Origin of the sequence: Streptosporangium sp. NPDC051022 (assembly GCF_040683035.1) — a bacterium.
Taxonomy (GTDB): Bacteria; Actinomycetota; Actinomycetes; order Streptosporangiales; family Streptosporangiaceae; genus Streptosporangium.
In genome coordinates this window covers 44,981-71,864 of record NZ_JBFBCF010000018.1, presented here as the reverse complement: position 1 = coordinate 71,864, position 26,884 = coordinate 44,981, and the positions used below count along the sequence as shown (strand labels likewise).

28 protein-coding genes are annotated in these 26,884 nt (G+C 69.5%); 15 read left to right on the top strand and 13 right to left on the bottom strand.

Annotated features, from left to right (window positions below; translation table 11 throughout):
* Positions 1-156 precede the first annotated feature (156 nt).
* Together AB0N02_RS26895 and AB0N02_RS26890 are read left to right on the top strand one after the other, a co-directional pair.
* On the top strand, positions 157-1,560 hold the full coding sequence (locus AB0N02_RS26895) for a histidine kinase (RefSeq protein WP_363951861.1): 1,404 nt from the start codon (positions 157-159) through the stop codon (positions 1,558-1,560).
* Positions 1,557-2,219 (top strand): response regulator transcription factor, encoded by a 663-nt coding sequence (locus AB0N02_RS26890; RefSeq protein ID WP_363951859.1) that lies wholly within the window; start codon positions 1,557-1,559, stop codon positions 2,217-2,219. Before AB0N02_RS26895 ends, AB0N02_RS26890 begins: the two co-directional genes overlap by 4 nt.
* 195 nt (positions 2,220-2,414) lie before the next feature.
* On the opposite strand, the gene AB0N02_RS26885 is transcribed toward AB0N02_RS26890, so the two are convergent.
* Positions 2,415-3,350 (bottom strand): NADP-dependent oxidoreductase, encoded by a 936-nt coding sequence (locus AB0N02_RS26885; protein ID WP_363951856.1) that lies wholly within the window; start codon positions 3,348-3,350, stop codon positions 2,415-2,417.
* 131 nt (positions 3,351-3,481) lie between these two features.
* On the opposite strand from AB0N02_RS26885, the gene AB0N02_RS26880 reads away from it, so the two are divergent.
* Positions 3,482-3,880 (top strand): helix-turn-helix domain-containing protein, encoded by a 399-nt coding sequence (locus AB0N02_RS26880; RefSeq protein ID WP_363951854.1) that lies wholly within the window; start codon positions 3,482-3,484, stop codon positions 3,878-3,880.
* A gap of 137 nt (positions 3,881-4,017) precedes the next feature.
* Positions 4,018-4,338: a hypothetical protein gene (locus AB0N02_RS26875; protein ID WP_363951851.1), complete on the top strand. Its 321-nt coding sequence runs from the start codon at positions 4,018-4,020 to the stop codon at positions 4,336-4,338.
* A gap of 75 nt (positions 4,339-4,413) precedes the next feature.
* Here AB0N02_RS26875 and AB0N02_RS26870 read toward each other — a convergent pair whose 3' ends face one another.
* The 4 genes from AB0N02_RS26870 to AB0N02_RS26855 all read right to left on the bottom strand — a co-directional run bounded on the left by AB0N02_RS26870 (position 4,414) and on the right by AB0N02_RS26855 (position 7,560).
* Positions 4,414-5,196, bottom strand: coding sequence for an SDR family oxidoreductase (locus AB0N02_RS26870; protein ID WP_363951848.1), 783 nt, complete (start codon positions 5,194-5,196; stop codon positions 4,414-4,416).
* A gap of 31 nt (positions 5,197-5,227) precedes the next feature.
* Entirely contained in the window at positions 5,228-5,812 is a 585-nt protein-coding gene (locus AB0N02_RS26865) for a TetR family transcriptional regulator (RefSeq protein ID WP_363951846.1), read from the bottom strand.
* Between the two features lie 90 nt (positions 5,813-5,902).
* Positions 5,903-6,637, bottom strand: coding sequence for an ABC transporter permease (locus AB0N02_RS26860; protein WP_363951844.1), 735 nt, complete (start codon positions 6,635-6,637; stop codon positions 5,903-5,905).
* Positions 6,634-7,560, bottom strand: coding sequence for an ABC transporter ATP-binding protein (locus tag AB0N02_RS26855; protein ID WP_363951842.1), 927 nt, complete (start codon positions 7,558-7,560; stop codon positions 6,634-6,636). The genes AB0N02_RS26860 and AB0N02_RS26855 overlap by 4 nt, the downstream gene beginning before the upstream one ends.
* Before the next feature lie 133 nt (positions 7,561-7,693).
* Here AB0N02_RS26855 and AB0N02_RS26850 point away from each other — a divergent pair, with 133 nt between their 5' ends.
* The 4 genes from AB0N02_RS26850 (at position 7,694) to AB0N02_RS26835 (ending at position 11,537) form a co-directional block, all read left to right on the top strand.
* A complete protein-coding gene (locus AB0N02_RS26850; protein WP_363951840.1) occupies positions 7,694-9,220 on the top strand; it encodes a histidine kinase in 1,527 nt (508 codons plus the stop codon).
* Positions 9,217-9,879: a response regulator transcription factor gene (locus AB0N02_RS26845; RefSeq protein ID WP_363951838.1), complete on the top strand. Its 663-nt coding sequence runs from the start codon at positions 9,217-9,219 to the stop codon at positions 9,877-9,879. Before AB0N02_RS26850 ends, AB0N02_RS26845 begins: the two co-directional genes overlap by 4 nt.
* 102 nt (positions 9,880-9,981) lie before the next feature.
* Positions 9,982-10,482 (top strand): SigE family RNA polymerase sigma factor, encoded by a 501-nt coding sequence (locus AB0N02_RS26840; RefSeq protein WP_363951836.1) that lies wholly within the window; start codon positions 9,982-9,984, stop codon positions 10,480-10,482.
* The gene (locus tag AB0N02_RS26835; RefSeq protein WP_363951834.1) at positions 10,479-11,537 is read left to right on the top strand and encodes a PASTA domain-containing protein; all 1,059 of its coding nucleotides are present in this window, start codon (positions 10,479-10,481) and stop codon (positions 11,535-11,537) included. Before AB0N02_RS26840 ends, AB0N02_RS26835 begins: the two co-directional genes overlap by 4 nt.
* Before the next feature lie 233 nt (positions 11,538-11,770).
* Here AB0N02_RS26835 and AB0N02_RS26830 read toward each other — a convergent pair whose 3' ends face one another.
* The 3 genes from AB0N02_RS26830 to AB0N02_RS26820 form a co-directional block, all read right to left on the bottom strand.
* Positions 11,771-13,021: a cytochrome P450 gene (locus AB0N02_RS26830; RefSeq protein ID WP_363951832.1), complete on the bottom strand. Its 1,251-nt coding sequence runs from the start codon at positions 13,019-13,021 to the stop codon at positions 11,771-11,773.
* Positions 13,022-13,412: 391 nt separating this feature from the next.
* Positions 13,413-14,669, bottom strand: a complete 1,257-nt coding sequence (locus tag AB0N02_RS26825) for a cytochrome P450 (RefSeq protein ID WP_363951830.1) — start codon at positions 14,667-14,669, stop codon at positions 13,413-13,415.
* A 379-nt stretch (positions 14,670-15,048) separates the two neighbouring features.
* Positions 15,049-15,489 (bottom strand): MarR family transcriptional regulator, encoded by a 441-nt coding sequence (locus AB0N02_RS26820; RefSeq protein ID WP_363952164.1) that lies wholly within the window; start codon positions 15,487-15,489, stop codon positions 15,049-15,051.
* Positions 15,490-15,632: 143 nt separating this feature from the next.
* Here AB0N02_RS26820 and AB0N02_RS26815 point away from each other — a divergent pair, with 143 nt between their 5' ends.
* From AB0N02_RS26815 to AB0N02_RS26795, 5 genes are all read left to right on the top strand, one after another.
* Positions 15,633-16,682: an SMP-30/gluconolactonase/LRE family protein gene (locus AB0N02_RS26815; RefSeq protein WP_363951827.1), complete on the top strand. Its 1,050-nt coding sequence runs from the start codon at positions 15,633-15,635 to the stop codon at positions 16,680-16,682.
* A 307-nt stretch (positions 16,683-16,989) separates the two neighbouring features.
* Positions 16,990-17,745 (top strand): ZIP family zinc transporter, encoded by a 756-nt coding sequence (locus AB0N02_RS26810; RefSeq protein WP_363951824.1) that lies wholly within the window; start codon positions 16,990-16,992, stop codon positions 17,743-17,745.
* 371 nt (positions 17,746-18,116) lie between these two features.
* Entirely contained in the window at positions 18,117-18,539 is a 423-nt protein-coding gene (locus AB0N02_RS26805; protein WP_363951821.1) for a DUF4258 domain-containing protein, read from the top strand.
* Positions 18,540-19,097: 558 nt separating this feature from the next.
* Positions 19,098-19,682 carry a hypothetical protein gene (locus tag AB0N02_RS26800; protein ID WP_363951819.1) on the top strand — a complete coding sequence of 195 codons (585 nt, stop codon included), beginning with the start codon at positions 19,098-19,100 and terminating at the stop codon, positions 19,680-19,682.
* A 189-nt stretch (positions 19,683-19,871) separates the two neighbouring features.
* Entirely contained in the window at positions 19,872-20,984 is a 1,113-nt protein-coding gene (locus AB0N02_RS26795; protein WP_363951816.1) for a winged helix DNA-binding domain-containing protein, read from the top strand.
* A gap of 440 nt (positions 20,985-21,424) precedes the next feature.
* On the opposite strand, the gene AB0N02_RS26790 is transcribed toward AB0N02_RS26795, so the two are convergent.
* The 5 genes from AB0N02_RS26790 to AB0N02_RS26770 form a co-directional block, all read right to left on the bottom strand.
* Entirely contained in the window at positions 21,425-21,628 is a 204-nt protein-coding gene (locus AB0N02_RS26790; protein ID WP_363951814.1) for a DUF397 domain-containing protein, read from the bottom strand.
* A gap of 100 nt (positions 21,629-21,728) precedes the next feature.
* Complete coding sequence (locus AB0N02_RS26785; protein ID WP_363951812.1) at positions 21,729-22,343, bottom strand: UTRA domain-containing protein; 615 nt, start codon at positions 22,341-22,343, stop codon at positions 21,729-21,731.
* A 483-nt stretch (positions 22,344-22,826) separates the two neighbouring features.
* On the bottom strand, positions 22,827-23,027 hold the full coding sequence (locus AB0N02_RS26780; protein ID WP_363951809.1) for a DUF397 domain-containing protein: 201 nt from the start codon (positions 23,025-23,027) through the stop codon (positions 22,827-22,829).
* Positions 23,014-23,862 (bottom strand): helix-turn-helix transcriptional regulator, encoded by an 849-nt coding sequence (locus AB0N02_RS26775; RefSeq protein ID WP_363951806.1) that lies wholly within the window; start codon positions 23,860-23,862, stop codon positions 23,014-23,016. Before AB0N02_RS26775 ends, AB0N02_RS26780 begins: the two co-directional genes overlap by 14 nt.
* A 147-nt stretch (positions 23,863-24,009) precedes the next feature.
* The gene (locus AB0N02_RS26770) at positions 24,010-24,261 is read right to left on the bottom strand and encodes a GntR family transcriptional regulator (RefSeq protein ID WP_363951804.1); all 252 of its coding nucleotides are present in this window, start codon (positions 24,259-24,261) and stop codon (positions 24,010-24,012) included.
* A gap of 1,232 nt (positions 24,262-25,493) precedes the next feature.
* Here AB0N02_RS26770 and AB0N02_RS26765 point away from each other — a divergent pair.
* Both AB0N02_RS26765 and AB0N02_RS26760 read left to right on the top strand, forming a co-directional pair.
* Positions 25,494-25,811: a hypothetical protein gene (locus AB0N02_RS26765; RefSeq protein WP_363951802.1), complete on the top strand. Its 318-nt coding sequence runs from the start codon at positions 25,494-25,496 to the stop codon at positions 25,809-25,811.
* Positions 25,808-26,335, top strand: coding sequence for a hypothetical protein (locus tag AB0N02_RS26760; RefSeq protein ID WP_363951800.1), 528 nt, complete (start codon positions 25,808-25,810; stop codon positions 26,333-26,335). The genes AB0N02_RS26765 and AB0N02_RS26760 overlap by 4 nt, the downstream gene beginning before the upstream one ends.
* Positions 26,336-26,884 lie beyond the last annotated feature (549 nt).

The window sequence follows — 26,884 nt, the reverse complement described above, 5'->3', positions numbered from 1 at the left end:
GCGTCCGGGCCAGCGTCTGGGAGATGGTCTGCCGGTAGGCCGGTGGGCCGACGGGAAGTGATCATCATCCGGTGGGATGACGTGGCGATACGACCGGGGGCGGATCCGCTGTCGGACCACCTCTGCCCTCGCCGGACGTCCGTTAGTGTGAACGCCATGCACCGGACCGACCGTCTTGTGCCGGTAGGCGGCGACAGCCCCGGCCGGGGCCGCGACGGCGCCGCGACGACGAGACGTCTCGTGACTCCGCCGCGCGGGCTGGAGGACCTGCTGCGGCGAGGCACCCGGCTCCTGTCGCCCATGACGCTCGACGCGCTGCTGGCGACCGGTCTCTTCGCTCTCACACTCGGCCCGGGGCGGATTCCGCAGGACCGCCCCGAGATTATGGCCCTCCAGGCGGCGCTGCTGCTACCCCTGATCTGGCGGCGCCGGGCGCCGTTCGCGACGTTCTGCGCGATCGCCGCCGCGGCGGGCGTCCAGTGGCTCGCCGACGTCCAGCTTCCCGCCGACCTGTCGCTGCTGATCGCCGTCTACACGGTCGCCGCGCACTCCACCTGGCGTCGCACGCTGCTGGCCGGGGCCGTCCTGGAGGGCGGCATCCTGCTGGCCTCCGCCCGATGGGCGCCCGAGGGAGCCTTCCCGCTGTCGGCCGTCGCGCTGACCGCCATGGCCGCCGTCGCCGTCGCGACCGGCACGAACATGCGCACCAGACGCGCCTACCTCGTCTCGCTGAAGGAGCGCGCCGTGCATCTGGAGCGTGAGCGCGACCAGCGGGCACAGCTCGCGATCGCCGAGGAGCGCGCCAGGATCGCCCGCGACGTGCACGACATCGTCACCCACAACCTGTCCGTCATGGTCGCGCTCGCCGACAGCGCGGTCTACGTACGGCACCTCGCTCCCGACAAGGCGGCCGACGCCATGCTGCAGATCTCCGGCACCGGGCGGCAGGCCCTCGCCGACATGCGGCGCTCCCTCGGCGTACTGCGGGCCGACGAACCGGACGCGCTGCTGCACCCGATGCCCGGCATCGCCCAGCTGGAGTCCCTCGCCGGCCAGATGGACGCGGCCGGACTGCCCACCCGCCTGGACGTGGAGGGCGACCCCGGCTCCGTCCCCGCCGCCGCGCAGCTCACCGTCTACCGCCTGGCGCAGGAGGCTTTGACCAACGCCCTCAAGCACACCCCGTCCGGCACCCGGGCCGAGGTGCGGATCCGCCTGTCCCGGGAGGCCGTCACGATGGACGTCACCGACGACGGCCACGCCGCGCCGGCCGCCGTCGGCGCCGCTCACGACGGCCGCGCCGCGCGCCCCTCCGGCCCCTGTCCCTCCGGCCCGCACCCCTTCGGCCCGCGCCACTTCGGCCCCCGCTCCGGGCACGGCATCTCGGGCATGCGCGAGCGCGTGGCGGCCTACGGCGGGGAACTGCGAGCCGGTCCGCTGCCCGGCGGCGGCTGGCGGGTCTCGGCCCGCCTCGACCTCGGCACGGCACTCGCCCCTGACAGGGCACTCGATCTCGGCACGCCACTCGATCTCGGTACGGCGGAGGAGGGCGCCGCATGACGATCCGCGTACTGCTCACCGACGACGAGGCGCTGCTCCGCATGGCGTTCCGGACGGTTCTGGACGTCCAGCCCGACATGGAGGTGGTGGGCGAGGCCGGGGACGGGGCCGAGGCCGTACGGCTGGCACGGCGGCTGCGCCCCGACGTCGTCCTGATGGACGTGCGCATGCCCGGCACCGACGGAATCGAGGCGACCCGCCGGGTCGTCAGGGAGTCCCCGCGCTCCCGGGTGCTCATCCTGACCACCTTCGACCTCGACGAGTACGCCTTCGCCGGGCTGCGGGCCGGGGCGTCCGGCTTCCTGCTCAAGAACGCCCGGCCCGAGGAACTGTTCGCCGCGATCCGCGTCGTCGCCGCCGGTGACGCGGTGGTCTCCCCGCGGATCACCCGCCGCCTGCTGGAGAACTTCGCGCACCGGCTCCCCAACGACGCCGGTCCCGGGGAGGACGAACGGCTGCGGCGGCTCAGCGCCCGCGAGCGCGAGGTGCTCGTCGAGGTCGCCCACGGCCTGTCCAACGCCGAGATCGCCGCCGCGATGCACCTCGCGGAGGCGACTGTGAAGACGCACCTGAGCCGGATCCTGTCCAAGCTGGAGGTGCGTGACCGGGTGCAGGCCGTGGTCTTCGCCTACGAGAGCCGGCTCGTCCACCCGGCCTGAGGATCGTCCCCCGCCTGAGGATCCTCCCCTGCCCGGGGAGACCGGGACCGAGGACACCGGCCCTCTGGGGCCGGGGGCGCCGTGTAGAGCGGTACGTCGCGATGCCGGCCGAACACAGAAGGATCTATCCCTGACGTCCCCGGGAGAGCACCGGCCGCCGGTGGACGCCGGGCGGCGGGCCGTGTCCGGCGGATGTCAGGGGAGCAGGACGAGGCGGCCCCTGAGACCGCCCTGGGCGAGGCGTTCGTGGGCGGCCGGGGCCTGGTCGAGCGGGAGGGCGTCGGCGACCCTGAGGGTCAGGTGACCCGCGCCGGCCAGCTTGGCGAGTTCGGCGAGACGGTGGCCGTCGGCGCGGACCCAGACGTTGGCCACGCGGGTGCCGCGCAACGGGAGGGGGTCCACGCCGGGCAGTACGGCCACCAGGGCGCCGCCGTTGCGCACCGCGGTGAGCGCCGCCCTGCCGAGCACGGCGGCGTCGATCGCGCCGTCCACGCCGCCGGGCACCCACTCCCGTACGGCCGCGCCCAGCTCGGCCTCGCGCGGCACGAAGAACTCGGCCCCGAAGCCGCGGACGAGCTCCTCGTCGGCGGCTCCCGCCACGGCGACGACCCGCAGCCCGCGCTGTACGGCCAGCTCGACCGCGTAGCCGCCGACCCCGCCGGCGGCGCCGGTCACCAGCAGGGTCCCGCCCTCGGGCAGGTCCAGCAGGTCGAGCGCCTGGTCGGCGGTGAGGGCGTTGAGCGGGAGCGTGGCCGCCTGCGCCGCGGTCGCGCCCTCGGGCGCGGGGGCGACCGCGGCGGCGTCCAGCACGATCTGCTCGGCGTAGGCGCCGAGGGAGACGTCGAGCCGGTCGGCCAGGCCGATCACCCGGTCTCCCCGGGAGAACCCGGTGACCCCCGCGCCGACCTCCTCGATCACCCCGGCCACGTCCCAGCCGATCCCGTGGACGTCGCGCCGGTCCGTCAGCCCGTACTCGACGAGTCCCCCGGTCCGGGTCGCCACGTCGACGGGGTTGACGCCCGCCGCCTCGACGCGGATCCGCACCTGCCCGGCGCCGGTCGGGGGAACGGGGACCTCCTCGATCTCCAGTGCCTCGGGACCGCCGAACGAACGGACCACCACTGCACGCATCTTCGCCTCCATGGGTTTCGGCCGAGAACCTGATCTGAGGGTTTTCGTCCCCGGCGGCGCAAACCTATGGAGTGTTACTCTCTATCAGGAAGTAGGCACCTGAAAGTGCGTACCGTACCGGAAGGGGCGTCATGGCCACCCAGACGGCGGCTCAGCGGCGAGACGAGGCGAGGGCCGCGTACGACGCGTATCTGGCGTGCTGTCCCGCGCGGGAACTGCTCGACACGCTCAGCGACAAGTGGGTCAGCCTGATCCTGAACGCCCTGTCGGACGGTCCGCTGCGCTACAGCGATCTGGGCAGGATCATCGCGGGCGTCAGCCAGAAGATGCTCACCCAGACACTGCGCGGCCTGGAGCGCGACGGCCTGGTCTCCCGTACGGTCACCCCCTCGGTGCCGGTCCGCGTCGACTACGCGCTCACCGAGCTGGGCCACGACCTCCAGCCCGTCATGCTGGCCATCAAAAGGTGGGCCGAGGGAAACATCGACCAGGTCCACAGCGCCCGCAAGGCCTACGACACCCGCCTCTGACTCGACGATCAACGTCCTGGTGGCTGTTCAGGCGCCGGTACGGCGACTCCCGCACGGCCACCGACCGCCCGGTAGCGGTCCGGAGGGGGTGGCGCGGATGACATCCTGGGAGATCGGCGCTCACGAGGAGATCAGCGATGCCCCACCCTCTCGACACACGGCACCCTCTCGACACACAGCCCGCACCCCGGCGTACCCCTCTCAGCGCGGAGGAGAAGATCCGGGGCGAGGCGAACTTCGCTCCCATGGTCGCCCAGATGCTCCTGACCGAGGGACGGTTCCGGGTGTCCGCCGACACCCCGGAGACGGTGGAGCTGTTCCAGGGGGTCGCCCGCAGGGTGGGGGACATGCTCCAGCGGCCCGTGGTCAGCTACGCCAACGGCAGATACATCGTGATCACCTTCGGCCAGGAGTCCCCGGGCCTCACCGACCGGGACGCACACCCGTCGCATGAGTGACCACCGGCTCCCGGTTCCGGGACTCCCGGTCCCGGGGTTTCCGGTCCCGGGGTTTCCGGTTTCGGGAGGGCGGGATCAGGCGGTGGAGCCGCCGTCGGCCACGATGTCGGCGCCGACCACGTAGCCCGCGTCCTCGGACGCCAGCCACAGGACCGTTCCGGTGATCTCGTCGAGGGAGCCGACGCGGCCGATCGGGACCTGGTTCCTCATCCGGTCCGCCCGGTCGGCCTCCGTCTCGCCCGGACGCATGGACATCGGCGTGTCGTGCGACCCGGGGCTGAGCGTGTTGATCCGGACGCCCTGACCGATGTACTCCAGGGCGGCGGTGCGCGTCAGTGCCGTCACCCCGGCCTTCGAGGCGGCGTACGCGCCGAACCCGGGCAGCCGTTTGTGCGTTCCCAGCTGGGAGCCGAAGTTCACGATGACCCCGCCGCCGCCCGCGACCATCGCCGGGATCTCGTGCTTCATCGCCAGGAAGACCCCGGTCAGGTTGGTGTCGATCACGCGGGCGAAGTCCTCCTCCGCCTGGTCGGCGACCTTGCCCGTGGCCAGCACCCCGGCGTTGTTGATCGCGATGTCCAGCCTGCCGTACCGTTCGACGATCTCGCCGATCAGTCCGGCCACGGAGGCGGAGTCGCAGACGTCCGCGACCAGCGCGACGACCCGGCCGTCCCCGTCCCCGTCCCCGCTCTGATCCCCGACCTGGGCCTGGGCCAGCTTCACGGTCTGGTCGAGCGTCTCACGGTTGCGCCCGGTCACCACGACCCGGGCGCCCTCGCGGGCGAACCCCAGGGCGACGGCCCGGCCGATGCCCGTCCCACCCCCGGACACCAGAACCACCTTGTCATGAAATTTCATGTCAGCTCCAATTGGACCGATCGGTTGAGAATCATCGATCGAGAACGGTGAGCGCCTGGGCGGCGGCGTCCCGCAGACGCGCCGCGTCGGGCGTCCCCTTCGAGGTCAGCCGGAGCCCCTGCAGGAAGACCAGCAGGAACCTCGCCAGCGCCCGGGGATCCCGGTCGGCGGCCAGCTCGCCCTGGGCCCGCGCTCGGATGAGCGCCGAGGTCAGCGCGGTCTCCAGCGCGGTCCAGTTGGCGTCGACGATCCCGGCGACCTTCTCGTCGCCGGGCAGCATCTCGCCCGCCGCGTTCACGATCATGCAGCCGCGTCGCCGCCGGTCACGGATGGCATCCTCGGTGTAGAACTCGACCAGCCCCCGTACGGCGGGCAGCGCCGGCCCCGGCTGCGACAGCATCTCGACCGGCGAGGGATCCCTGTTCTCCCCGTAACGCCGCAGCGCCTTGACGTAGAGGTCGTGCTTGCTCCCGAAGGTGGCGTACAGGCTCGCCCTGCCGACCCCCAGGTGCTCCACCAGGTCGCTCATGGAGGTCGCCTCGTAGCCGCGCTCCCAGAACAACTCCAGGGCGGCCTGCAGGGCGGCGTCCGGGTCGAACTCCTTCGTTCTCGCCATGGGGGAACCGTAGAACAATCTGGAACAATCGGTCAAATAAGGTACGGCCCGCGCCCCCGGAGGCGGGCCGTACCGTTTTCCCCCAAGGGGCTACTCCCAGCGGAAGAACCGCGCCGCCAGCACGCCGGTGACCAGCAGCGTGGCCGCCATCACCGCCAGGTGCAGCGGCTGCGGCGCCTGCCCGGCCCACGTGTCGCGGAGCGCCTGGGCGAACGGCGCCAGCGGCAGGAAGTCGCCGATCCGCCGCACCAGGTCGGGAAGAAGCTCCCGGGGAATCCACATGCCCCCCACGAACAGCAGGGGGAACATCAGCAGCGACCCGATGCCGGGCGCCGACTTGGCGCTCGGGGCCACGGCGGCGATCAGCAGCCCCAGGCCGAACATCGAGGCGGAGCCGAGCAGGAACACGCCCGCGAACGCCAGGAGGTTCCTGGGCACCGCCACGCCCAGGACCAGGTTGCCCAGCCCGACCAGCAACACGGTCGCCAGGACCGCGACCGCGACGTTGTTGACCACCTGGGCGACCAGCAGCCGGCCCGGACCGACCGGGGTGGTGGACATCCGGCGCAGCACGCCGCTCTCCCGGTAGGTCACCAGCACGGCGGGCAGTGCCGTCAGCGCCATCGTCACCACCGACAGGATCACCATCATGCCCGGCAGCTGGGTGTCGATCGGCCGCTGCCCGCCCAGCTCGGGGCTGGCCTCCTGGAAGCCGGGGATGCTGCCCAGTCCCAGCAGCAACGCCAGCGGAAGCAGGATCGCGAAGATCGGGCCGCTCGGCTCACGGAGGAAGAGTTTCGCCTCGGTCAGGATCATCTTGTTCATGCGGAGATCGTCTTTCCGGTGAGTGCCAGGAACGCGTCGTCGAGGGTGGCCTGCTCCACCCGGAGTTCGGTGGGGACGACCCCGGCAGCGGCCAGGGCGGTCGTGATCGCCAGGAGCAGGTCGCCGGTGCCGACGACCTCGATCCGGTCGCCGTCACGCCGTACCTCGCCCACCTCGGGCAGGGCGGTGAGCACCCCGTCGTCAAAAGAACCGGCGGATCCGGAGGACCTGGAGGAGCGGGAGATCCGGAACCTGACGCGCTGCGAGCCGTCCACCCGCGAGATCAGCCCGGACGGGCTGTCGACGGCGACGACCCTGCCGGAGTCGATCAGCGCCAGCCGGTCGCAGAGCCGCTCGGCCTCCTCCATGAAGTGGGTGACCAGCAGGACCGTCACCCCGTCGTCGCGTACCTGCTCGATGAGATCCCAGGTGTCCCGGCGCGCCTGCGGGTCGAGGCCGGTGGTCAGCTCGTCCAGGATCGCCACGCGGGGGTTGCCGACCAGTGCCAGCGCGATGGACAGCCGCTGCTTCTGGCCACCGGAGAGCTTGCCGTACGGGGTGTCGCGCTTGTCGGCGAGTCCCACCCGCTCCATCAGCGTGATCCAGTTCGCGGGCAGCCGGTAGAAGGAGGCGTAGAGGTCGAGCGCCTCCCACACCTTGATCTTCGCGGGCAGGGCGGAGGTCTGCAGCTGGACGCCGAGCCGTTCCCTGAGCTCGGTGCCGCTCAGCCCGCCCAGCACCTTCACGGTGCCGGAGTCGGGGGTGCGCAGACCGGCGACGCACTCGACCGTGGTCGTCTTACCCGCGCCGTTGGGACCGAGCACGCCGAAGACCTCGCCCTCCTCGACGGAGAACGACACGTCGTCGACCGCGAGCCGGTCCCGGTACTGCTTGCGGAGGTTGCCAACCTCGATGACTTTCATACCGACGACGCTAGAAATCCCGGCGGCCGCGCAGAAGCCGCCTGGACACCCGGTGGGGGTGGAGCTACCTCCACCGTTGAACGGCGCCTGGCGTCACTGGGCGGAAGGCGGCATCATGGCCGAAACTCGACACATGAAACGCTACGCGGTTGCGACGGGCCGGGCTTTCGCGCTGGGATCGTTCGCCCTCCTGGACACGGCCCTGGTCCTCCTGGCCCTGCTGGCGACCCTGTTGTCGTTCTGCCTCGGGATGATCTTCCTCTTCATGCCGGCCACCAAGCTGGTCCGCCGTCGCACCATGCTGGCCAGAAGGCTGACCGGCGAATGGCTCGGCACCCGGGTCGAGCCCTCCTACCTGCCGAAGCCTCTCCCGCCCAGGCCGCAGGCCGACGGCTGGTACCGCCACGAGCGCCAGCTCTACAAGTCGCCGTGGTGGCCCGACTGGAACAACCGCTGGAAGTGGATGCTGTCCGACCCCGCCACCTGGCGGGACGCGCTCTGGCTCCTGCTCAACCCGCTGGTCGGCGGAGCCTTGGCGCTGCTGCCCCTCGGCGCCGTCTCCTACGGCCTGGCCATGCCGTGGCGCTGGGGCCCGCTGACCACGCCCCTGGGGGTGGCGACGGCCGTCGCCGGGGTGGCCTGCACGCCGTGGCTGCTGCGCGGCTACGCGTGGTGGAACCGCCTGCTGCTGGCGCCGACCGCCAAGTCCGTGCTGGCGGCGCGGCTCCAGCGGCTGGCCCAGGCCAGGGCGGAGACGGCCGACTCCCAGGCGTCCGAGCTGCGCCGGATCGAGCGCGACCTGCACGACGGCGCCCAGGCCAGGCTCGTCGCCATCGGCATGACACTCGGCGCGGTCGAGGAACTGCTGGAGAAGGATCCGGCGGCGGCCAAGGCACTGCTGGCCAAGTCGCGGGAGGCGTCCTCCATGGCGCTCACCGAGCTGCGCGACCTCGTCAGGGGCATCCATCCGCCGGTCCTGGCCGAGCGCGGCCTCGCCGACGCCGTACGGGCACTGGCGCTGGACAGCCCGCTGAAGGTCACGGTCACCGTCGACCTGAAGTCGCGTCCCGATGCCCCCGTCGAGTCGGCCGCCTACTTCTCGATCAGCGAGCTGCTCACCAACGCCGCCCGGCACGGGGGCGCGGACCGGGCGTGGATCGACATCAGCGGCCGAGGCCGTACGCTGCGCGTCACCGTCACCGACGACGGCTCCGGGGGCGCCGACCCCTCGCGCGGCAGCGGCCTGCGCGGCATCGAGCGGCGTCTGGGGGCCTTCGACGGGGTGCTCGCGCTCAGCAGCCCGCCGGGCGGCCCGACCACGGCCACCATCGACCTGCCGTACGCGCTGGCCGTGGCCCAGCCCGACAAGCCCTCCATGCCCCGATGGAAGAACGTCCTCATCGCGATCGGCTGGGGTATCGGCTGGCTCCCGCTGTTCCCCCAGGGCCTGGTCACCATGATCATGAAGATCATCGGCGCCCCGGCACGCAGTTGGTTCCTCGCGCTCTACCTGCCCGAGCCGCTGCAGTGGCCGATGATCGTCTTCAACATCCTCCTGGGCCTCGCCCTGTACGGCATGGCCCTCATCATCCCCGCCGTGCACTCCCGCAAGCACGCGTTGGTCCAGGCCGTGCCGACTCCTCTAGGGTCGGAGGGATGAGCAGCCCACGCGTCGTCATCGCCGAAGATCTCTACCTGCTGAGGGACGGCCTGGTCCACCTCCTCCAGGCCCACGGCTTCGAGGTCGTCGCGGCGGTCGAGTCGGGTCCCGAACTGCTCGCCGCGCTGACCACCGAGCGGCCCGACGTGGCCGTGGTCGACGTACGGCTCCCGCCCACCTTCACCGACGAGGGCCTGCAGGCGGCGCTGGCCGCCCGCAGGGCCGTTCCGGGCCTGCCGGTTCTCGTCCTGTCCCAGCACGTCGAGCAGCTCTACGCCCGGGAACTGCTGGCCGACGGCTCCGGAGCGATCGGCTACCTGCTGAAGGACCGGGTGTTCAACGCCGAGCAGTTCGTCGACGCGGTCCGCCGGGTCGCGGCCGGGGGCACCGCGATGGACCCGGAGGTCATCGCCAAGCTCCTGGCCAGCACCGCCAGGCACGAGCCGCTCGGCGCGCTGACCCCGCGCGAGCGGGAGGTGCTGGAGCTGATGGCCGAGGGCCGTTCCAACGCGGCCATCTCGCAGCGGCTGTTCCTCAGCGAGAGCGCGGTCGGCAAGCACACCGCGGGCATCTTCACCAAGCTCGACCTGGCCCCGTCGGACGACGACAACCGCCGGGTCCTGGCGGTCCTCGCCTACCTCAACGCCGCCCGCGGCTAGCGGGACTCGATCACCTCCTCATTTCGGATTCCGGCGAATCTCATGTCCTTCTCAACCTTTCGATGAGCTCGTTTGTTGAGAGGGGTGGAAGGGGGTCCGGGAGTGACGGATGAGGACGAGAAAGCCTTCGACGAGTTCGTGGCCGCGCGGAGCACCGCGCTGCTGCACACCGCCGTCCTGGTCTGCGGCGCCTCCCGGCAGGATGCCGAGGACCTGGTGCAGAACGCCCTGGAGAAGGTCTACCGGCACTGGAGGCGGATCCGGCACGACAACCCGGAGTCCTACGCCCGCAAGGTCGTGGTGAACGTCGCGATCAACCTCTACCGCCGCCGCAGGGTGATCGAGGAGATCACCTTCGCCAGGCCGCCGGACACCTTGGTCCACTCTCCGGACCTCGAGTTGCGCGACGCGCTGCTGGGGGAACTGCGCAGGCTGCCCGTGCGGATGCGCGCGGTGCTGGTGCTGCGCTACTGGGAGGACCTCTCGGAAGCCGAGACCGCCATGCTGATGGGCTGCTCGGTCGGAACCGTGAAGAGCCAGGCCGCACGGGGGCTGGCCAGGATTCGCGAGCGCATGGGCACCTTGGAAGGGGTACTGGGATGAGAGTCGAGGAGGAGCTGGCCGAGGCGATGCGGGCGCAGGTCGAGGGGATACACGCCCCCCTCTCGATGGGAGCGGTGGTCCGTCGCCGCCACCGCGTCCGCAAGGTGCGCGTCCGTACGGCGGGAGTCATGCTGGTGACCGCCACCGTGGCGGTGGTGGTACCCGTCGGCACGCATATGGGGTCCGGCCTGGCGGTCGACCTCAAGACCGGCTCGGTGGCCGCCTCCGGACAGGGAGACACGTCCGCGCAGGGGGACATGTCCGTGCAGGGGGACATGTCCGTGCGGGTGGACACGTCCGGGAAGGTGGAGGTTCCCACGGTCATCGACCTGACCATGGAGAAGGCCAGGACCGCCCTGGAGGCGGCGGGACTCAGGGTCGTCGTGTTGAAGAGCCTGCGCCACGGCTGGGTGACGAGGCAGGTGCCGGACGGCGGGCAACTGGTTCCCGCGGGCAGCACGGTCTCGCTGATCCTGGCCGCGAAGCCCGCTCCGTCACCGACCATGGCCGGCAGTGATCTGTCACCGACCCTGCCCGCCGAGGATCCGTCACCGGCCCCGGACACCAAGGAGAAGAGAACCGAGCCCACGCCCGAGGAACCGGAGGGCGGCCGCGAGTTCGGCGGGGTGAGGTTCGGCTACCTGCCGAAGGACCTGACCTGGGCGAGGTCCATGACCAGGGAGGACCCTGGCATGAGCGGCATCGTCTCCTGGCGTGAGAGCGGCCTCCCGTCCGACCGCTACAGCGTCCGGGCCTTCGTCTACCAGAGGAAGACAGCGCTGCGGTTCAAGGTCGCCGGAGTGCGAGAGGCGGTCGTCACCTACGAGGTCGGCACTGCACCGACCATCATCTGGGCACTGCGCCCCGGCCTCGTGGTCCAGGTCGAGCTGAGCGCCGAATACGCCACCAAGCTCATCAGGGCCGACTCCATCGCCAAGCTCGGAAAGGACGTCAAGGTCACCAAGGACGTCTATGCCGCCTATGCCGTCAAGTTCGGCAAAACCGTGATCGAGAGGGAACTACGCAAGATCGCCAATGCCGTAACGGCCACTTGACGACCTCTTCGGAGGTGCCAGAAGTGCGGTCCGGGCTTTCGTCCCCGGACCCGGGCCGCACGGGGGTGCGGTGGCGGCCTGCGGTACGCCGCCGCACCCGTTTCAAGGGGCCTGGAGATCTTGGGATGCGGTGCTGGTCGTCCATGCGGGGACGACCATGGCCATCTCGCCTCCCACGTGCGGGATCTCCAGGCCCTCCGAAGCGCGGTGCCGCCACCACGCTTGACCAAGCCCTACCGGCCCTGCTGCTGCGGGGGCCGGGGAGTCAGCCGGACGGGAAGCTCGTCCCAGCCGTGGAGGACGAGGGAGGGGAGCCGCCGCAGTTGCTCGGTGTCGGCGGCGAGCTGGAGGTCGGGGAAGCGGTCGAAGAGCGCGGGCAGCGCGATGAGCGCCTCCAGGCGGCCCAGCGGGGCGCCGATGCAGTGGTGCGCTCCGGTGCCGAAGGCCATGTGATCGGCCGGTTCCCGGTCCACGTCGAACCGGTCGCCGAGCGGGCCGTGCTGGTGAGGATCACGACTGGCGGCGAAGTAGGTGGCGAGGATGGCGTCCCCCGCGGGGATGCGCACGCCGTCGACGTCGAGGGGTTCGGTGGCGTACCGCAGCGGGAAGTTGGCGACCGGGGGTGCCCAGCGCAGGACCTCCTCGATCACCGCCTCCCAGGCGATCTGTCCGGTGCGGACCCGGTGTAGCTGGTCGGGGTGGGTGAGCAGGGCGTGGACCGCGCTGCAGAGCAGGTCGACGGTGGTCTCGTGCCCGGCGCCGAGAACCGTCAGCAGGGTGTCGCGCAACTCGTCGTCGTTCAGCCGGTCGTCCTGGTCGCGGGTGTTGATCAGGTCGGTGGTCATGTCGTCCCCTGGATGCTCGCGCCGGTAGGCGACCAGGGCGGGGAAGACGGTGTTGATCTTGGCGAAGGTGTCGGCCGACTTCTCGGGGGTGGCGGAGCTGTCGAGGAACGCCCCCACGACCTCGGCGACCCCGGGGCGCATGAAGTCGGGGACGCCGAACAGCTCGCAGATCACCTTCAGGGGCAGCGGGTGGGCGTAGAGGGTGCGCAGGTCGATGGTCTGGCCCGCGGGCACGGTGGCGAGGTGGTCGAGCAGTTCGGTGACGATCCGCTGGATGATCGGCTGCATGGCCTTGGTCCGGCGGGCGGTGAAGCTGGGGGCGACGAGGGCGCGTAGCCGCCGGTGTTCGTCGCCGTTGGCGTTGATCATGTTCTGCATGCCGATCCACAGGTGCAGCCAGCCCCATTCGGGCCGGGTTTCGATCTGTGACCACAGGTTCCAGTGGCGGCGCGGGTCCTTGCTGACCCGGGGGTCGAGGATGACCTGTTTGAGCAGGTCGTGGCGGGTGATGGCCCAGGCGGGCACGCCGCCGGGAAGTTCCACCTTGACCACGGTACCGAGGTCGCGCAGCCGGGAGACCTCACCGGGAATGTCGGCGCCGTAGGGGTCCAGGGCGATGGGCTGAGGGGCGATGGTCATACGGATGCTCCTGGATGTTCGAGAGGGTCGGCGTGGCCGAGGGAAGCGCGTGGCGGCGCGGGAGAGGGTCGCGTTCCAGGAGCCGGGCGGTGCATCCCGCCCGAACCGGCGGCACCGCCGCCGTGGAGCCACCCGAGCCGCCGACGATCAGAGGCCGTGCGGGGTCCTTCGTGATCTTCACTCTGGACAGTGGGTCGTTAACGGGAAATATTCGGATGGTGAATGGGGAAATGGCCTGGGACAAAACTGTTTCTGGGAGATTGTCCACATAAGGAGAAATGGGCCATCCGCTTTTCACCCCGTCGCCAGGGGGGGCGGAATCCGTTCGAGACGGCGGCGTCCTGATCGGTCACTTTACGGCCGGGGATGCCCCGCCCCACGGTGCCGGGTTTCAGGGCAGGCGTTCCCCGGAGCCTTCCGCGGCACAGGTCAGCCGGACGGGCAGCTCGCTCCAGCCGTAGATGATGATGGAGGGGATTCGTCGCGGCTGCTCGGTGTCGGTGGCGAGGTGGATGTCGGGGAAGCGGTCGAAGAGCGCGGGCAGCGCGATGAGCGCCTCCAGGCGGCCCAGCGGGGCGCCGATGCAGTGGTGCGCTCCGGCGCCGAAGGCCATGTGATCGGCCGGTTCCCGGTCCACGTCGAACCGGTCGGCGTCCGGGCCGTGCTGGCGGGGGTCGTGGCCGGCGGCGAGGTAGGGGGCGATGATGGCGTCCCCGGCGGGGATGCGCACGCCGTCGACGTCGAGGGGTTCGATGGCGTACCGCATCGGGAGGTAGGCGACCGGAGGGGCCCAGCGCAGGACCTCCTCGATCACCGCCTCCCAGGTGACGCGCCCGGTGCGGGCCAGGTGCAGCTGGTCGGGGTGGGTGAGCAGGGCGTGGACCGCGCTGCAGAGCAGGTCGACGGTGGTCTCGTACCCGGCACCGATGACCGTCAGCAGGGTGTCGCGCAGTTCGTCGTCGTTCAGCCGTTCGCCCCGGTCACGGGTGTTGATCAGATCCGTGGTCATGTCGTCGCCCGGGTGCTCGCGCTTGTAGGCGACCAGGGCGGGAAAGACGGTGTTGATCATGGCGAAGGTGTCGGCGGCACCCCGGGAAGGTGCCGAGGTGTCGATGAAGGTCTCCGAGATCCGAGCGATTCCGGGGCGCAGGAAGTCGGGGACGCCGAACAGCTCGCAGATCACCCTCATGGGCAGTGGGAGGGAGTAGAGGGTGCGCAGGTCGATGGTCTGGCCCGCGGGCACGGTGGCGAGGTGGTCGAGCAGTTCGGTGACGATCCGCTGGATGATCGGCTGCATGGCCTTGGTCCGGCGGGCGGTGAAGCTGGGGGCGACGAGGGCGCGTAGCCGCCGGTGTTCGTCGCCGTTGGCGTTGATCATGTTCTGCATGCCGATCCACAGGTGCAGCCAGCCCCATTCGGGCCGGGTTTCGATCTGTGACCACAGGTTCCAGTGGCGGCGCGGGTCCTTGCTGACCCGGGGGTCGAGGATGACCTGTTTGAGCAGGTCGTGGCGGGTGATGGCCCAGGCGGGCACGCCGCCGGGAAGTTCCACCTTGACCACGGCGCCGAGGTCGCGCAGCCGTGACACTTCGCTGGGGATGTCGGTTCCGCGGGGATCCAAGACGACGGGCCGGGAGACAGTGGTCATACGGATGCTCCTGGATGGCTGGGCGGCTGGCATGGCTGGGCGAGCACACGGCGGTCAGGGAGGTCGTCGCGTTCCAGGAGCCGGGCGGTGAATCCTGCCCGAACCGGCGGCGCCGCCGCCGTGGAGCCACCCGAGCCGCCGACGATCAGAAGCTGTGCGAGGGCCTTCGTGATCTTCACTCTGGGTAGTTGAATGTTCACTTGCACTTATTTTGATCGTAAGTGGGGGAATACCCTAGGTCAACGCCATTTAAGGTGGATTACCCGCATAGATATGCGCGAATTGTTGTTATATGCAGAGGAATGTGTGAATTGTCGGCTTGGAGGAAAGGGAAACCTGGCTTCCCGGGTGCCCTGTAACGGGGTTCCCAGCTGGCTTCTTAGTGCTTTTCCGGCCGGTATGACTCCAGGAACTCGACGCAGCGCCCCAGCAGGGCGACCAGCGTCTCCCGCTCCTCGGGGCTGAACTCCGCGGCGAGCCCGCGTTCGACGTGCACCGCGCGCGGGTCGGCGTCGGCGAGAACCTGTTCGCCCTTCTCGGTGAGACGGGTCTCCAGGATGTTCCTGTGCCACTCGTGCGGGGTGCGCTCGATCAGGCCGTGCTCCTGGAGGTTCTTGAGCACGGTGTTCATCGTGGGCGGGGTGACCGCGCATGCCCTGGCCAGTGCGGCGGCCGAGATGCCGGGGTTGCCGGAGAGGTGGAGCAGCGCCGCGTACTGCGGGACCGTCAGCGAGGACGGCTTCAGTGCCGTGTTCTTGGCCGCGCTGAGCGCCTGCCCGGCGCGCTTGAGGTGGGAGCCCAGGCGCTCGGAGATGGGCATCGAGGTCACCTGTGCATGGTAACGACCCAGGCAGATATGGGGTTGACGATGATTAGAGCTCTAATTATGCTTCGTGCTCGAATTGAAGGTAAGGCTCTATCAACCATCGTGAACAGCCGGCAGAGAGGCACCATGTCTTCCCTTTGTTCGCTCCGTCCGCGCGCCGTCGTGGCCACGGCCCTCGCCGCGGCGCTCTTCCTCGCTCCCGGCTCCCCGGCCCTCGCCTCCGGCTCTGCGGCCTCCGGCACGCGGGTCACCGGCGCCGACCCGGCCGCGGCGTCCCTCTCCCGGACGCACGCGCGGATCTCCACGGCGTACGAACTGCCCGGCGACCGGTCTACCCCGAGGGCGTCGCCGCCGACCCGCGCACCGGGGACCTCTACGCCGGGTCGTACGCCGACGGCACGGTCTTCAAGATGACGCCGGGCGGGCGGGTGGCCCAGGTGTTCCTGCCCTCGGGGGCCGACGGCCGCCACACCGCCAACGGTCTGAAGGTGGACCGGGCCGGACGGCTGTGGGTGACCGACTCCACCGGCGGGGTGTCCGTCTACGACACGCGCAGCCGCCGCCTGCTGGCGCGTTTCGACGTCCCCGGGCAGGACGCGTCCTTCGTCAACGACGTCGCCGTCGCCCCGGACGGCAGCGCCTACCTCACCGACAGTCTCCGAGCCGTGGTCTACCGCGTCACGCCCAGGGAACTGGCGCGGGCGCGGGAGACCGGCGAGCGGGGGACGCTCACCCCCCGCTTCGACCTGGGCGACGTCCTCGATCCGCACGCCTCCGACGCGTTCGTCCTCAACGGGATCGTCGCCGACCCGTCCGGGCGCTACCTGCTGACCGCCGACATGACCGGCGGCGACCTCTACCGCCTCGACCTCGCCTCGGGCGCGATCCGCAGGGTCGCCCTGAGCGGCGGCGACATGCTGCACGCCGACGGCCTGGAACTGCAGGACGGCAAACTCTGGGTGGTCCACAACGTCGCCAACGCCATCAGCCGGTGGCGGGTCGCCGAGGACGGCTCCGCTGCCCGGGTGGAGCGGCGGGTGACCGACGAGGCGTTGCAGCTCCCGACGACGCTGGCCCGCCGGGACGGGACGCTCTACGTGGTCCGCTCCCAGTTCGACAAGGGCGGCCCGCTGGGGCCGGGCACCCCGCAGACGCCCTTCACCGTCGCCGCCGTACACGGTCTCTGAGCCCGGCGCGCCGGAGCCCGCCGGGCGACGCGGGGGCGCGTCCACGGCGGGCTCCGGTCGCGGGCGTGTCCATGGGCGGGCTCCGGTCGCGGGCGCGGCTGACAACCTTCCCGGCGCCGGCCGCGTCACTGCGGTGGAGGAGTCGTAAAGTCCACCAAAACCCTCCGGAACATGCAGACAGGACATGTGGGCCCGCGGCCGTCGTCTCGGGAGCCACAGAGTCGCGGGGTCGCGGGGTCGCGGGGTCGCGAGGTCGCGAGGTCGCGGAGTCGCGGAGTCGCGGAGTCGCGGGAAGGGAGACACGGCGGTGCCCCAGTGGCTGCAGGCGGGGATGTGGGGGCTCGTCGCCGGAGGCGCCCTCGTCGTGGGAGCGGGGATCGCCTGGCTGGTGCGCGTGCCGGTCCAGGTGATCGCCGCGATCATGGCCTTCGGCGCCGGCGTGCTGATCTCGGCGCTCTCCTTCGAGCTCATTGACGAGGCCGAACGCTCCGGGGGACTCGGCCCCACGGCGATCGGCTTCTTCGCCGGCGCCGGAGCCTACGTCGCGGCCAACGTGCTGCTGGCCCGGTACGGCGCGCGGCACCGCAAACGCTCCGGCGACCAGCAGCCCGCCGAGGGCGACGTCCAGGGAAGCGGCACGGCCATCGCCGTCGGGGCCCTGCTCGACGGGGTCCCCGAGTCGGTGGTGCTCGGCCTGTCGCTGCTGGACGGTCGCGGCATCGGGCTCGGGGTGCTGGCGGCCGTCTTCATCTCCAACATCCCCGAGGGGCTGTCCAGCGCCGCGGGCATGAAGCGGGCCGGGCGCGGCGCGCCGTACGTCTTCGGGGTCTGGGGCGGCATCGCGCTGGTGAGCGGCCTGGCTGCCGTCGGCGGGCATCTCATCCTGCGGGACGCCTCACCCGCCGTCATCGCGGTGATCACCGCCGTCGCCGCCGGGGCGATCCTCACCATGGTCGCCGACACGATGATCCCCGAGGCGTTCGAACGCGCCCACCTGTTCACCGGGCTCATCGCCACGGTCGGCTTCCTGACGTCCTTTACCATCGAACGCCTCGGCGCGTAGCCGGCCGCCCGGGACCGTACGCGTTCCCCCGGTCACGGTCCGGGTGGCCGGCCGGACCGTCGGCCTCCGGGGAGGCCGAATACGGAGATCGGCGATGGCGCTCTTGGTGGCCTGCCACAAGACGCAAGGTGTTTGCCGGGACGGTTCGCCTGGCCCTGGAAGCCGTTACGTGATCATCACATGGTGATGACAGGTCGATGACAAGATCGAGTCAGAGTGGTGGGCAGTCGGCGACCCACTGACAGGTGGACGGCTGAGCCCATTTCCGGATCTCCGGGTCCGTCCATCGGCTCTCATCGATTCTCACCGATTTGCACATCCCGTTTCTTCCGTTCCTCAGTGATGACCGTACGAAACCGAAGGGATCTGCCATGACAACGAAGAAATCGATCCGCGAACGAATGGCCTCAAGCCTGGTCGTCGCAGCACTCATCGCCATGGCGTCGAGCCTTGCCGTCCCCGTGGCCGCCACGGCTGCCGTGGCGGACACCAGCGCGGCACTGTGCAGGCCGGAGATCGACTGCCCCCTCCCCAAGCCGTACCACTGCAGGAATCACTCCGCCCCGACCTATGTCGACTATCTCAGCGATCATGTTATCGATCGAATGAGGGAGAGGGACGTCAGTCAGTTCGAACTGGACGTCGCCATCAGGAACGGCGCCAGAAACGCCTTCTGCCAGCGTGACACCGGCAGGTGGAAATACGGGCTTGGAATGCCCGGTGGGTGGCTCGTGGTAATTGTCGCCGTAGACAACGACGGTACGGCGACAGCCATAACCGCTTGGTGGGAGTAACCCGTAGCGGAGAGGTGTTCCATCGCGGTCTCATGTGAGATGGAGCTCCCCCACGCCGGCCGGTCGTGGCCGGTGCGGGTCTCCGCCGAAGAGGTGACCGTCGGGCGACACGGGGTCCGTGCGCGTTCAGCCTCGCGCGAGGGGGCGAGGCTGCCGTGGAAGGGCCCCGCAGCCGAACCGGAGATCGACTTTCTGTCACCGATTTCCGCGCCCGGCCTCCCGGCGGTCCATCCCGTATCGCCCGCGCCTACAGCCTGATCAGGAACACCGCGTCCTCCCCGCCGATGTGATCATCCACGGAGGGGGTCTGAGGTAGCCCCCGTGGCGGATCGTCGCTCGCCCGGCAGAGGGACGATCCGGCGGCGCTGTGAAAGTCACCATGTGATCGCCATCCTCCGCGGCGCCTCCCACCCGGCGCCCGCGGACGACGTGAAGGGCGGGAGCGGCGCACCACCGGCCACATGTTCTCCAAGCCCCGTGTCCCAGGGATGGCGTGAGCCGTCAACACACGCGCTCTTGGCACAGCACCGAACATCGTCGGAACGAAAGCCGGAGAACATGAACGTGTACAAGAAGGCCCTACCCGCCGCGATCGCGGCCGCCGCCCTGGCCACCCTGACCGCGGCCCCCGCGTCCGCGGCGCCCGCCGCCGCCACGGCGGTGACGGTCAAGGTCGAGCTCAAGCACACCTCGACCGTCAAGGAGTCGGCCGGCGTCTACTTCACGTGCCCGAACAACGAGGTGCTGACCGGCCGGTCGCACTCCGGGGACGAGAACGGCTACACCACGTACTACTGCAGCTCTATCTCCATCAACGACCAGCTGGTCCAGCACGTGGTCCTCGGGCTCTGGAGCGCCGGTCAGAAGGAGAGCAGATCGCTCTACGTCGCCCCGACCGACCAGGCCCTCGTCGGCAGGTGGCACTCGGGCGACGAGAACGGTGCCACGAAGTATCTCGCCGGCATGTTCTTCTGGCAGGGCAAGCAGATCCACTTCAGCTCCCCGGACTGGAGCGGGTACTACAAGGAGAGCGGCCACTCGTGGAGGGCGGGCACCAACCAGGTCATGACCGGTCGCCAGCACTCGGGTGACGAGAACGGCGCCACGAGGTACCAGTACGCCACGGTCACGATCGAGGGCTGACCTCGATCCTGACCCTCCCCGGCCCTGCCCCCCGGGCGGCAGGGCCTCCTGCTGGGACGTCACTCCTGTCGACGCCTTCGGCTCCTCACATCCCCGGCCCACTCCGGCCCCCCGGGCTCACCGGCAGGCGATCCATCGGCGGGATTGTCGGTGGCGAAGGCTACGGTGGCCGCGAGGAGGCGGTAATCAGTGGAACTCACCCCCCAACAGGTGCTCGGCCTGCGGATGTCCAGCCTGCTGCTACGAGCGTCGCCCGGCGGCGACGGGCGGGCGACGGGCGTGGCCGAGGTGGTGACCTGGCTCGGGGCGATGCAGGCGCAGGACCTGGCCAGCGGTCTGTGGTCGTTCGGCGCGCGACTGCCTGGATACACCGCCGCCGACGTCACCGCCGCGCTGGAGCGGCGTGAGGCGCTGCGCACGTGGCCGATGCGCGGCACCATCCATTTCGTCCCGTCCCGCGACGCCCGGTGGATGGTCGAATTGATGGGCGTCCGGGTGCTGAACGGCGCTGCGAGGCGGCGCGAACAACTCGGCCTCTCGGAGGAGACCGCCGTTCAGGCCATGGAGGTGCTGGGTGCGGCCCTGGCCGGCGGCGGGCGGCTGAGCCGGTCGGAGTGCCTGGCCGTGCTGGCCGACAAGGGCATCGACACCGGTGGCCAGCGCGGCTACCACCTCCTGTGGTACGCCAGCCAGCGGGGCCTGCTGTGCATCGCCCCCAACATCGGCAACGAGCAGAGCTTCGTGCTGCTCGGTGAGTGGGTTCCCGACCCGCACCGGCCAGAGCGCGACGAGGCCCTGGGCACCGCCGCTCTGCGTTACTTTCGAGGCCGCGGGCCGACCACCCGGCACGACTTCGCGGGCTGGACCGGCCTGACCATGGCCGACGCCAAACGCGGCATCGCCGTGGCCGGCGACGCGCTGGCCAAGGTGACCGTCCACGGGGTGGAGACATACCTCGACGCCGCGCTCCTCGACACCGCCCCTCCTCCGGCCGGTGACGACGAGGTGCTCGTGCTACCGGGGTTCGACGAATACCTGCTGGGTTACAAGGACCGCTCGCTCATGGTCGCCGACGAGCACAAGGCGGCCATCGTCCCCGGTGGCAACGGGGTCTTCCAGTCCACCGTGGTGCGCGCCGGCCGGGTCGTGGCCACCTGGAAACGCACCCTCGTGAAGGACCGGGTACGGATCGCCGTTCAGCCGCTCGTACCGCTCCACGGAAGCGACCGGGCAGAGGTTGAGCGGGCGTTCGAGCCGTACGCACAGTTCGTGGAACGCACCCCGGAGATGCACTGGCCGTAACCCGCCGCGTGTTCAGTCCCCGCTCGTCGTGCTCGTGGTCGGCTCCCTCTCACCGTGCTGATGGTTCTACGAGGCGCCGGTACGGTGAGCGGTGGAACGGAGCGGATCGGCGCTGATGAGCGGTGCTCGACCCGGTGAGTGCTCGTGGTCACGACAAAAGTCGGCGGTACCGCGCTTCGCGTTGCCGACTCCCGCCCGTCGTGCTCGTGGTCGGCTCCTTCTCACTGTGCTGGCAGTCGGCTTCCTCTCACCGTGCTGGTGGTTCTACGAGGCGCCGGTACGGCGAGCGGTGGAACGGAGCGGATCGGCGCTGATGAGCGGTGCTCGACCCGGTGAGTGCTCGTGGTCATGACAAAAGTCGGCGGTACCGCGCTTCGTGTGCGGAAGACGCAGGGGTCACCGCAGGCTGTCTCGGTGTGGATCTCCGGACAAGACGAGGATCACAAGGTGCCGTTGCGAACACCCTGAACGAAATCACGCCAGACCGTCGAGGAGAAGGCCAGTGTCGGGCCGGAGGGGTCCTTACTGTCGCGAACGGCGACGATACCGGGCAGGTTGGTGGCCACTTCCACGCAGTTGTCCGTCGTACCGCCACTGAGGCTGGACTTGCGGAACTCGGCGCCAGACAGGTCGGGGGAGATCATGGTCACTCCTTACGGCGACGATGAGTGCTCCAGATCCTTCGGGAGAAGACAGGCGTACACAAGCCACTCGGACGCCAGCATGAGGTTTCATACGCGTCCGTCACCGGCCGGATTCCGTGCCACTGCTCCGGAGGAGTTCGTAGCCGATTTCCCAGCGTTCACCCGACATCCGGCAGTCGTTGACTTCCAGCACCTGCCCGTCGGCGGAGTGGGTGGTCCGTATGAGCCGTAGCAACGGGACACCTGGTGCGAGACTCAAAGCTTCCGTCTCGGCCTCGGAGGGTGCCGACGCGACAACCACTTCCGACCATCGCAGTGGACCATGACCCATCTCTTCCAGCCGGTCGTAGATGCCGCCCGGTCCCGTATCTGTTTCGGCGAGGATGGTGCCACGGGCCAGATCCGCCGGTAGGTAGCTTGTGGCGAGCTGAACAGGTTCACGGTTCTGAGGATCACCCATCACCCGGTCTCGGATCAGGACCTCCGCCCCGGGCTCGACTCCGAGAGCGTGCGCGACGTCGTAAGGAGCCGGTCCCCAGTGCACGATCGGAGGGCGCAGAGCGACCCAGGGACGTGCGGCCGGATCGAAGTAGTAACCACGTTCGTCGCGGTACACGGTCCGGGCGCGGGTGATCCGGTCGCGCTCATGTCCTTCCTGGACCTTCGTCCCACCTCTGAGGACCGGTGTCAGCATTCCCTCGGCGGCTGGCTCCACTACTTCTATTTCTTCCCGCCACTGTCCGCCACGTGCTCGCCTTTCGGCTGCTGAGTCCGGTCAGGAGTGGGAGGAGGTGGCGTGAACGGCCGCTCTTTGAGACTTTTCCCGCCTTTGTGTTTACCCATTGTGATCTTCCTGCCTTGTTTGATTTCTCAGCGTGACCATATGGATGCACAATGATCGAGGCAAGCGGCGGATAGCCAACTGTGCTCATCACGTGAGGATCGCTCAACGCCGTCGCCGATCGGCTGTAGTCCTCTTTGAAGGATGAGGCTTTCACTCGGGTGTCTGTGGCCCTGCCATCGCGTCAGGGCGTTGTACCCCTCTCAGGAGTGATGAGGAACCCGCGGTAAAGGTGCAGGTTGGGGGGCAACGGGGTTACGCGGGGGGTGTTCTACAGTGGACCTCTGGTTGTGCTGAAACCTCTGGAGGTTTGCTGCAAAACTCCTCCCGACGCATGCTGCCGTACAGGACTCTGGATCAGAGGTTCCCGTTGCGGACGCCTCGGAGGAAATCGCGCCAGGCTGCTGGAGAGAAGGTCAGCGTTGGGCCAGAGGGGTCCTTGCTGTCGCGGACGGCGACGATGTCGGACAGGTTGGTGGCCACCTCTACGCAGTTGTCGCCACCACCGCTGTAACTGGACTTGCGGAACTCGGCACCAGACAGGTCATGAGAGATCATGGTCACTCCTTACCGCGGTAATGAGCGCCGCGGACTCCTGGGGGGACAGGCAGACGCTGGCGAGGCGTTCGAACGACAGCTTAAGGTTGTGGACCTGCTCCATTGCCTCCACGTAAATCTCTCCGCCAGGGCATCCGATGTAGCCCACAACTGGATCCTCGGCTTCGAATGAAAGTAACGAGAAGGCGCCCTCCAAGCCACTGTGCACACCAGCTTGAAGTGGCATGACCTGAATCGTGATGTTGGGCCAACTCGCGACCTGGAGAATCTCGCCGAGTTGGCGAGCCATGGCTCCGGGCGGCCCGACAGGGCGACGCAGCGCGCATTCGTCCATGAGGACGTGCAGCTTCGGTGCATGCGCGCCCAGGAGGTTGATCTTCCGTGCCATCCGGGCATCGACACGCCGATCTATTTCGGTGACGGCCGACTCTGGCCGCACCGCGCGAATAATCTCGCGCGCGTAGTCCTCGCTCTGGAGTAATCCTGGGATCAGCAGTGGCTCCCAAGTACGGATAGCCGACGCCTCCGACTCCAGTCCGACATAGGCGCCTGCGAACACGTCGCTGTAGGCGGTCCACCAGCCGCGTTGACCGGCATCGCGACAGAGCTGGATCAGTGCTTCCTTGGCGGGTAGGGCTACGCCGTACAGATCACAGGCACTGGCAATGTCCGTACCGCTGGGCATGGTTCGGGCGTTCTCAATGCGGCTCAGCTTGGCTGTGGACCAACGGAGTCGCGTGGCCACCTCTTCCAGAGTGAGACCCGCTCCCTCGCGAAGCCGCCGCAGTTCACGACCAAGACGGCGATGCCGCACGGTGGGACTCGTGGAAGCCATGCCGCCAAGTCTGCCCGATCACGGCTGAGGCGTGTGGAGAGAACTTACGCAAGTTACTTGTGATCATGTAACTTGCACGCAACACTGTGGAGTGTTCCTCCTGTCACAGAAGGTGACGGCGAAGTGGAGGTGTGAGCGGTGCCAGCGTCATCGTTGATCATCTGTAGCTTGGTTTGTCACGAAGTTACCCAGCCCCCGAACGGCGTAGACAACTCCTTCTTCGCGTAGGCGCACCAAGACTTTGCGAGCCGTACCGCGAGCGACGCCGAACTCCTGAACGATCTGATGTTCGCTCGGCACCTGCTCATCAACGGCGTAAAGACCTTGGTCGATGCGCTGTTTGATGACGGTCGCAATCTGAACCCATCTCGGCTGGTTAGCGCGCCATTCGATCGCCACAGAGATGACCGTAGATCTCCGCGACGAACTAACGATACCCAGGGAGAACCTAGGTTCCCCATGGGGAACCCTGGTGCGGAGACAACAAAAGTCGGGCCCGCCCAGCGCTGCAACGACTGGAGGGGCCCTTGATCAGGAAAGGCCTCCTGACCATGTCCAACCCTAGTGCTCCGGTCCTCGACCGGTGGACGACGAACGACGGATGCGACTGCTTCCGGCACGCCCCGCCCATGCCCATGGGGTGTGCCGAATGCGGTCACCCGCCCTACGCCCACCACTGCGACCAGATCCCATCCGACCAGGCGCCCGATCACATCCCCGACCACGACTACGCACCGCCGTCCGACGCGCTGATGGACGAGCGCCTGGAAGCGCGTCGTCGGCTCGGGTTGGGACGGGCACTGCCCGCCTACGAACCGCCCAGGAGCGTGGCACCCGATGAGGTGGTTCCGCTGGTCCCCGCCCAGCGCCGTCCCGAGGCGCCCGAGCCTCCCACCCCCGAGCCGGTTCCGGTGACCGTGCCCGCCGTACCGGCCCCGCTTCCCGTCCCCGAGCCGCGACAGCACCGGATCCAGTTCCCATCTCCCGTACCCCGGACCCCCGCACCCCGGGCCGGGAACGCACCACCCCGGCGTGGCGACGGGAGGCGCCCCAAGTCACACGGCGTACGGCCTGCCGTCCACCGCCCCCACGACGCCAGAACCGCCCGGCTCCCGCGTCGATCGCCTTCCCCGTACGGCTCGCCCGTCTCATGCGGCGTGATCTGGACGTTCCTTCCGGCCAGAAGGGCGGCCGGGAACGTTCGTCGGGCCGCGCGCCGTTCATCGGCGCCGATCAGGCCGGTGCCGCCGCTCGCCGTACCGGCGCTGTGGAGGCCAACGGGCACGACGGAGATGGGCGGTCGTTTCGCCGTACCGGTGTCGTGGAGGTCGCCTGACACAGCGAAAGTGGGCGGTCGTCTCGCCGTGCCGGTGCCGAGGTCACCTGGCATGGCGGGGGCGGCCGGTCGCCGTAGGAATCTCATCAGGCGGGTCCGGCCGGTCGTCATGGGCGACGGTCAGGCCCTCAACCGGACAACGGAGGTCTGACCCGTGGAACACCCTGGAAACACGGCCCCGGGCACGCTCATCCCGGGCTGGCGGATCATCCGCAGTGACGCCGGACGCTACTGGGCCAGTCGTGAGCGCCCCTTCCCCAACGACAACCTGTGGGGCGATCCGCCCTTCCGCACCGTGGACGCCGACACCCTCGACGACCTCAGAGCCGAGGTCGACCGCCAGGAGAAGGCCGCCGAGGAGGCCACCGGACAGGCCACAGATCAGATGACCGGAACGGAGACGGTGAGAGAGACGGCGGCGCAGATGGTCGGAACGAAGAGCACCGGAGAGACGACGACGCGGGAAGCCGTGGGAGAGACGGCGGCGCGGGAGATCGTGGCGAAGGACGCCGGGGAGACGACGACGCGAGTGGCCGTGGGAGAGGCGGCGCGGGTGGCTGGGGCGGGGGACGCGATAGGGGCGACAACACGTGTGGCCGGGGAGGGGATGTGATGATGCGACGGCGGCCTGCCCGTCCTCCCGGGCGGCATCGCGACGGCCGTCCCCACGTCGCCGTATCCCGCCGCTCCTGGGACGTCCGCGCCCGTGCCGAGGCCGAACGGCTGGACGCCGCCTGGCCGGGATGGACCGTCCTGTACGGCGCGGGCAGTCGCTGCTTCCACGCCATCGCCGCCTGGTCGGCCCCGGAACCGCTGATCATCTCCACCTCCGCCCCGGACGAGCTGGAACGGCGGATGCGTGAGGTGGAGACGGCCATGCTCGTCCGGCATGACGACGGGCATGGTGGGGCCGCGTCGTACGAGTCCCGCGAACGTGGGAGTGGGACGACCATGCCGTACGCCCCCTACGAGTCTCGTGAGCGGGGGACGACCGTGCCGTACGCCCTCTCCCGGTCTCATGAGCGCGAGGGGCGTGAATCGGACCCGCCGTACGCCCCCTCCGAGTTCGGAACGGTCGTGCCGCACATCCCTCAGCGGCGTGAGACGCGCGTGCCGTACGGGCGGCGTCTCCCATGAACGGGCGCGGCGGCAGCACTTCCCCACAGGCGCCGCCGCGCCGCTGTGCCGCACGGGCCCGGTCTCTGGAGGGGTGAACGGGCCCGTGCGCGACGCGGGCGGGCGGAGTCGTTACCCGACCCGCCCGCGTCACCCTCTGCCGCCCTCTTTACGGTTCCTCCCGGTGCTCGAACCGGAACAGTTCACCAGGATCGCGCCGTTCATTGGCGCCGGTCGGGTCGGTGTCACTGCTCGCCGTACCGGCGCCTTGAACGACCACCACGGAACGTGGTGGAGAGGCGAGCCTTGGGGGCCACGGGACACGGTGGAGGGGCGGGTCTTGATGGTGTCGAGCACGGTGGAGGTGCGTGGTCGTCGCGGTGGCGGGTGAGGGGCATGCCGTCGGGGATCCTCTGGATCTTCTAATGGGGCATGTCACAAGAGATGACCGGTTGTCCCAAAACGGAGAGTGAGCCTTGACCAACTGAGTGATATGTCGGTAGGAGAGGGTTCTGTCGGTAACACCGGCTACCGTTCTCCGGAGTACGGCCGCCGCGTGGTGGTGCCGTC

Bases quoted from the DNA above. Each gene is read 5' to 3' on its own strand.
- AB0N02_RS26895 (WP_363951861.1), top strand. From the start codon at position 157: ATGCACCGGACCGACCGTCTTGTGCCGGTAGGCGGCGACAGCCCCGGC.
- AB0N02_RS26870 (WP_363951848.1), bottom strand. From the start codon at position 5,196: ATGAAATTTCATGACAAGGTGGTTCTGGTGTCCGGGGGTGGGACGGGC.
- AB0N02_RS26780 (WP_363951809.1), bottom strand. From the start codon at position 23,027: ATGATCTCTCATGACCTGTCTGGTGCCGAGTTCCGCAAGTCCAGTTAC.
- AB0N02_RS26825 (WP_363951830.1), bottom strand. From the start codon at position 14,669: ATGACCACTGTCTCCCGGCCCGTCGTCTTGGATCCCCGCGGAACCGAC.
- AB0N02_RS26855 (WP_363951842.1), bottom strand. From the start codon at position 7,560: ATGAAAGTCATCGAGGTTGGCAACCTCCGCAAGCAGTACCGGGACCGG.
- AB0N02_RS26800 (WP_363951819.1), top strand. From the start codon at position 19,098: ATGAACGTGTACAAGAAGGCCCTACCCGCCGCGATCGCGGCCGCCGCC.
- AB0N02_RS26885 (WP_363951856.1), bottom strand. From the start codon at position 3,350: ATGCGTGCAGTGGTGGTCCGTTCGTTCGGCGGTCCCGAGGCACTGGAG.
- AB0N02_RS26865 (WP_363951846.1), bottom strand. From the start codon at position 5,812: ATGGCGAGAACGAAGGAGTTCGACCCGGACGCCGCCCTGCAGGCCGCC.
- AB0N02_RS26880 (WP_363951854.1), top strand. From the start codon at position 3,482: ATGGCCACCCAGACGGCGGCTCAGCGGCGAGACGAGGCGAGGGCCGCG.
- AB0N02_RS26835 (WP_363951834.1), top strand. From the start codon at position 10,479: ATGAGAGTCGAGGAGGAGCTGGCCGAGGCGATGCGGGCGCAGGTCGAG.
- AB0N02_RS26805 (WP_363951821.1), top strand. From the start codon at position 18,117: ATGACAACGAAGAAATCGATCCGCGAACGAATGGCCTCAAGCCTGGTC.
- AB0N02_RS26820 (WP_363952164.1), bottom strand. From the start codon at position 15,489: ATGCCCATCTCCGAGCGCCTGGGCTCCCACCTCAAGCGCGCCGGGCAG.
- AB0N02_RS26875 (WP_363951851.1), top strand. From the start codon at position 4,018: ATGCCCCACCCTCTCGACACACGGCACCCTCTCGACACACAGCCCGCA.
- AB0N02_RS26775 (WP_363951806.1), bottom strand. From the start codon at position 23,862: ATGGCTTCCACGAGTCCCACCGTGCGGCATCGCCGTCTTGGTCGTGAA.
- AB0N02_RS26890 (WP_363951859.1), top strand. From the start codon at position 1,557: ATGACGATCCGCGTACTGCTCACCGACGACGAGGCGCTGCTCCGCATG.
- AB0N02_RS26830 (WP_363951832.1), bottom strand. From the start codon at position 13,021: ATGACCATCGCCCCTCAGCCCATCGCCCTGGACCCCTACGGCGCCGAC.
- AB0N02_RS26850 (WP_363951840.1), top strand. From the start codon at position 7,694: ATGAAACGCTACGCGGTTGCGACGGGCCGGGCTTTCGCGCTGGGATCG.
- AB0N02_RS26845 (WP_363951838.1), top strand. From the start codon at position 9,217: ATGAGCAGCCCACGCGTCGTCATCGCCGAAGATCTCTACCTGCTGAGG.
- AB0N02_RS26790 (WP_363951814.1), bottom strand. From the start codon at position 21,628: ATGATCTCCCCCGACCTGTCTGGCGCCGAGTTCCGCAAGTCCAGCCTC.
- AB0N02_RS26860 (WP_363951844.1), bottom strand. From the start codon at position 6,637: ATGAACAAGATGATCCTGACCGAGGCGAAACTCTTCCTCCGTGAGCCG.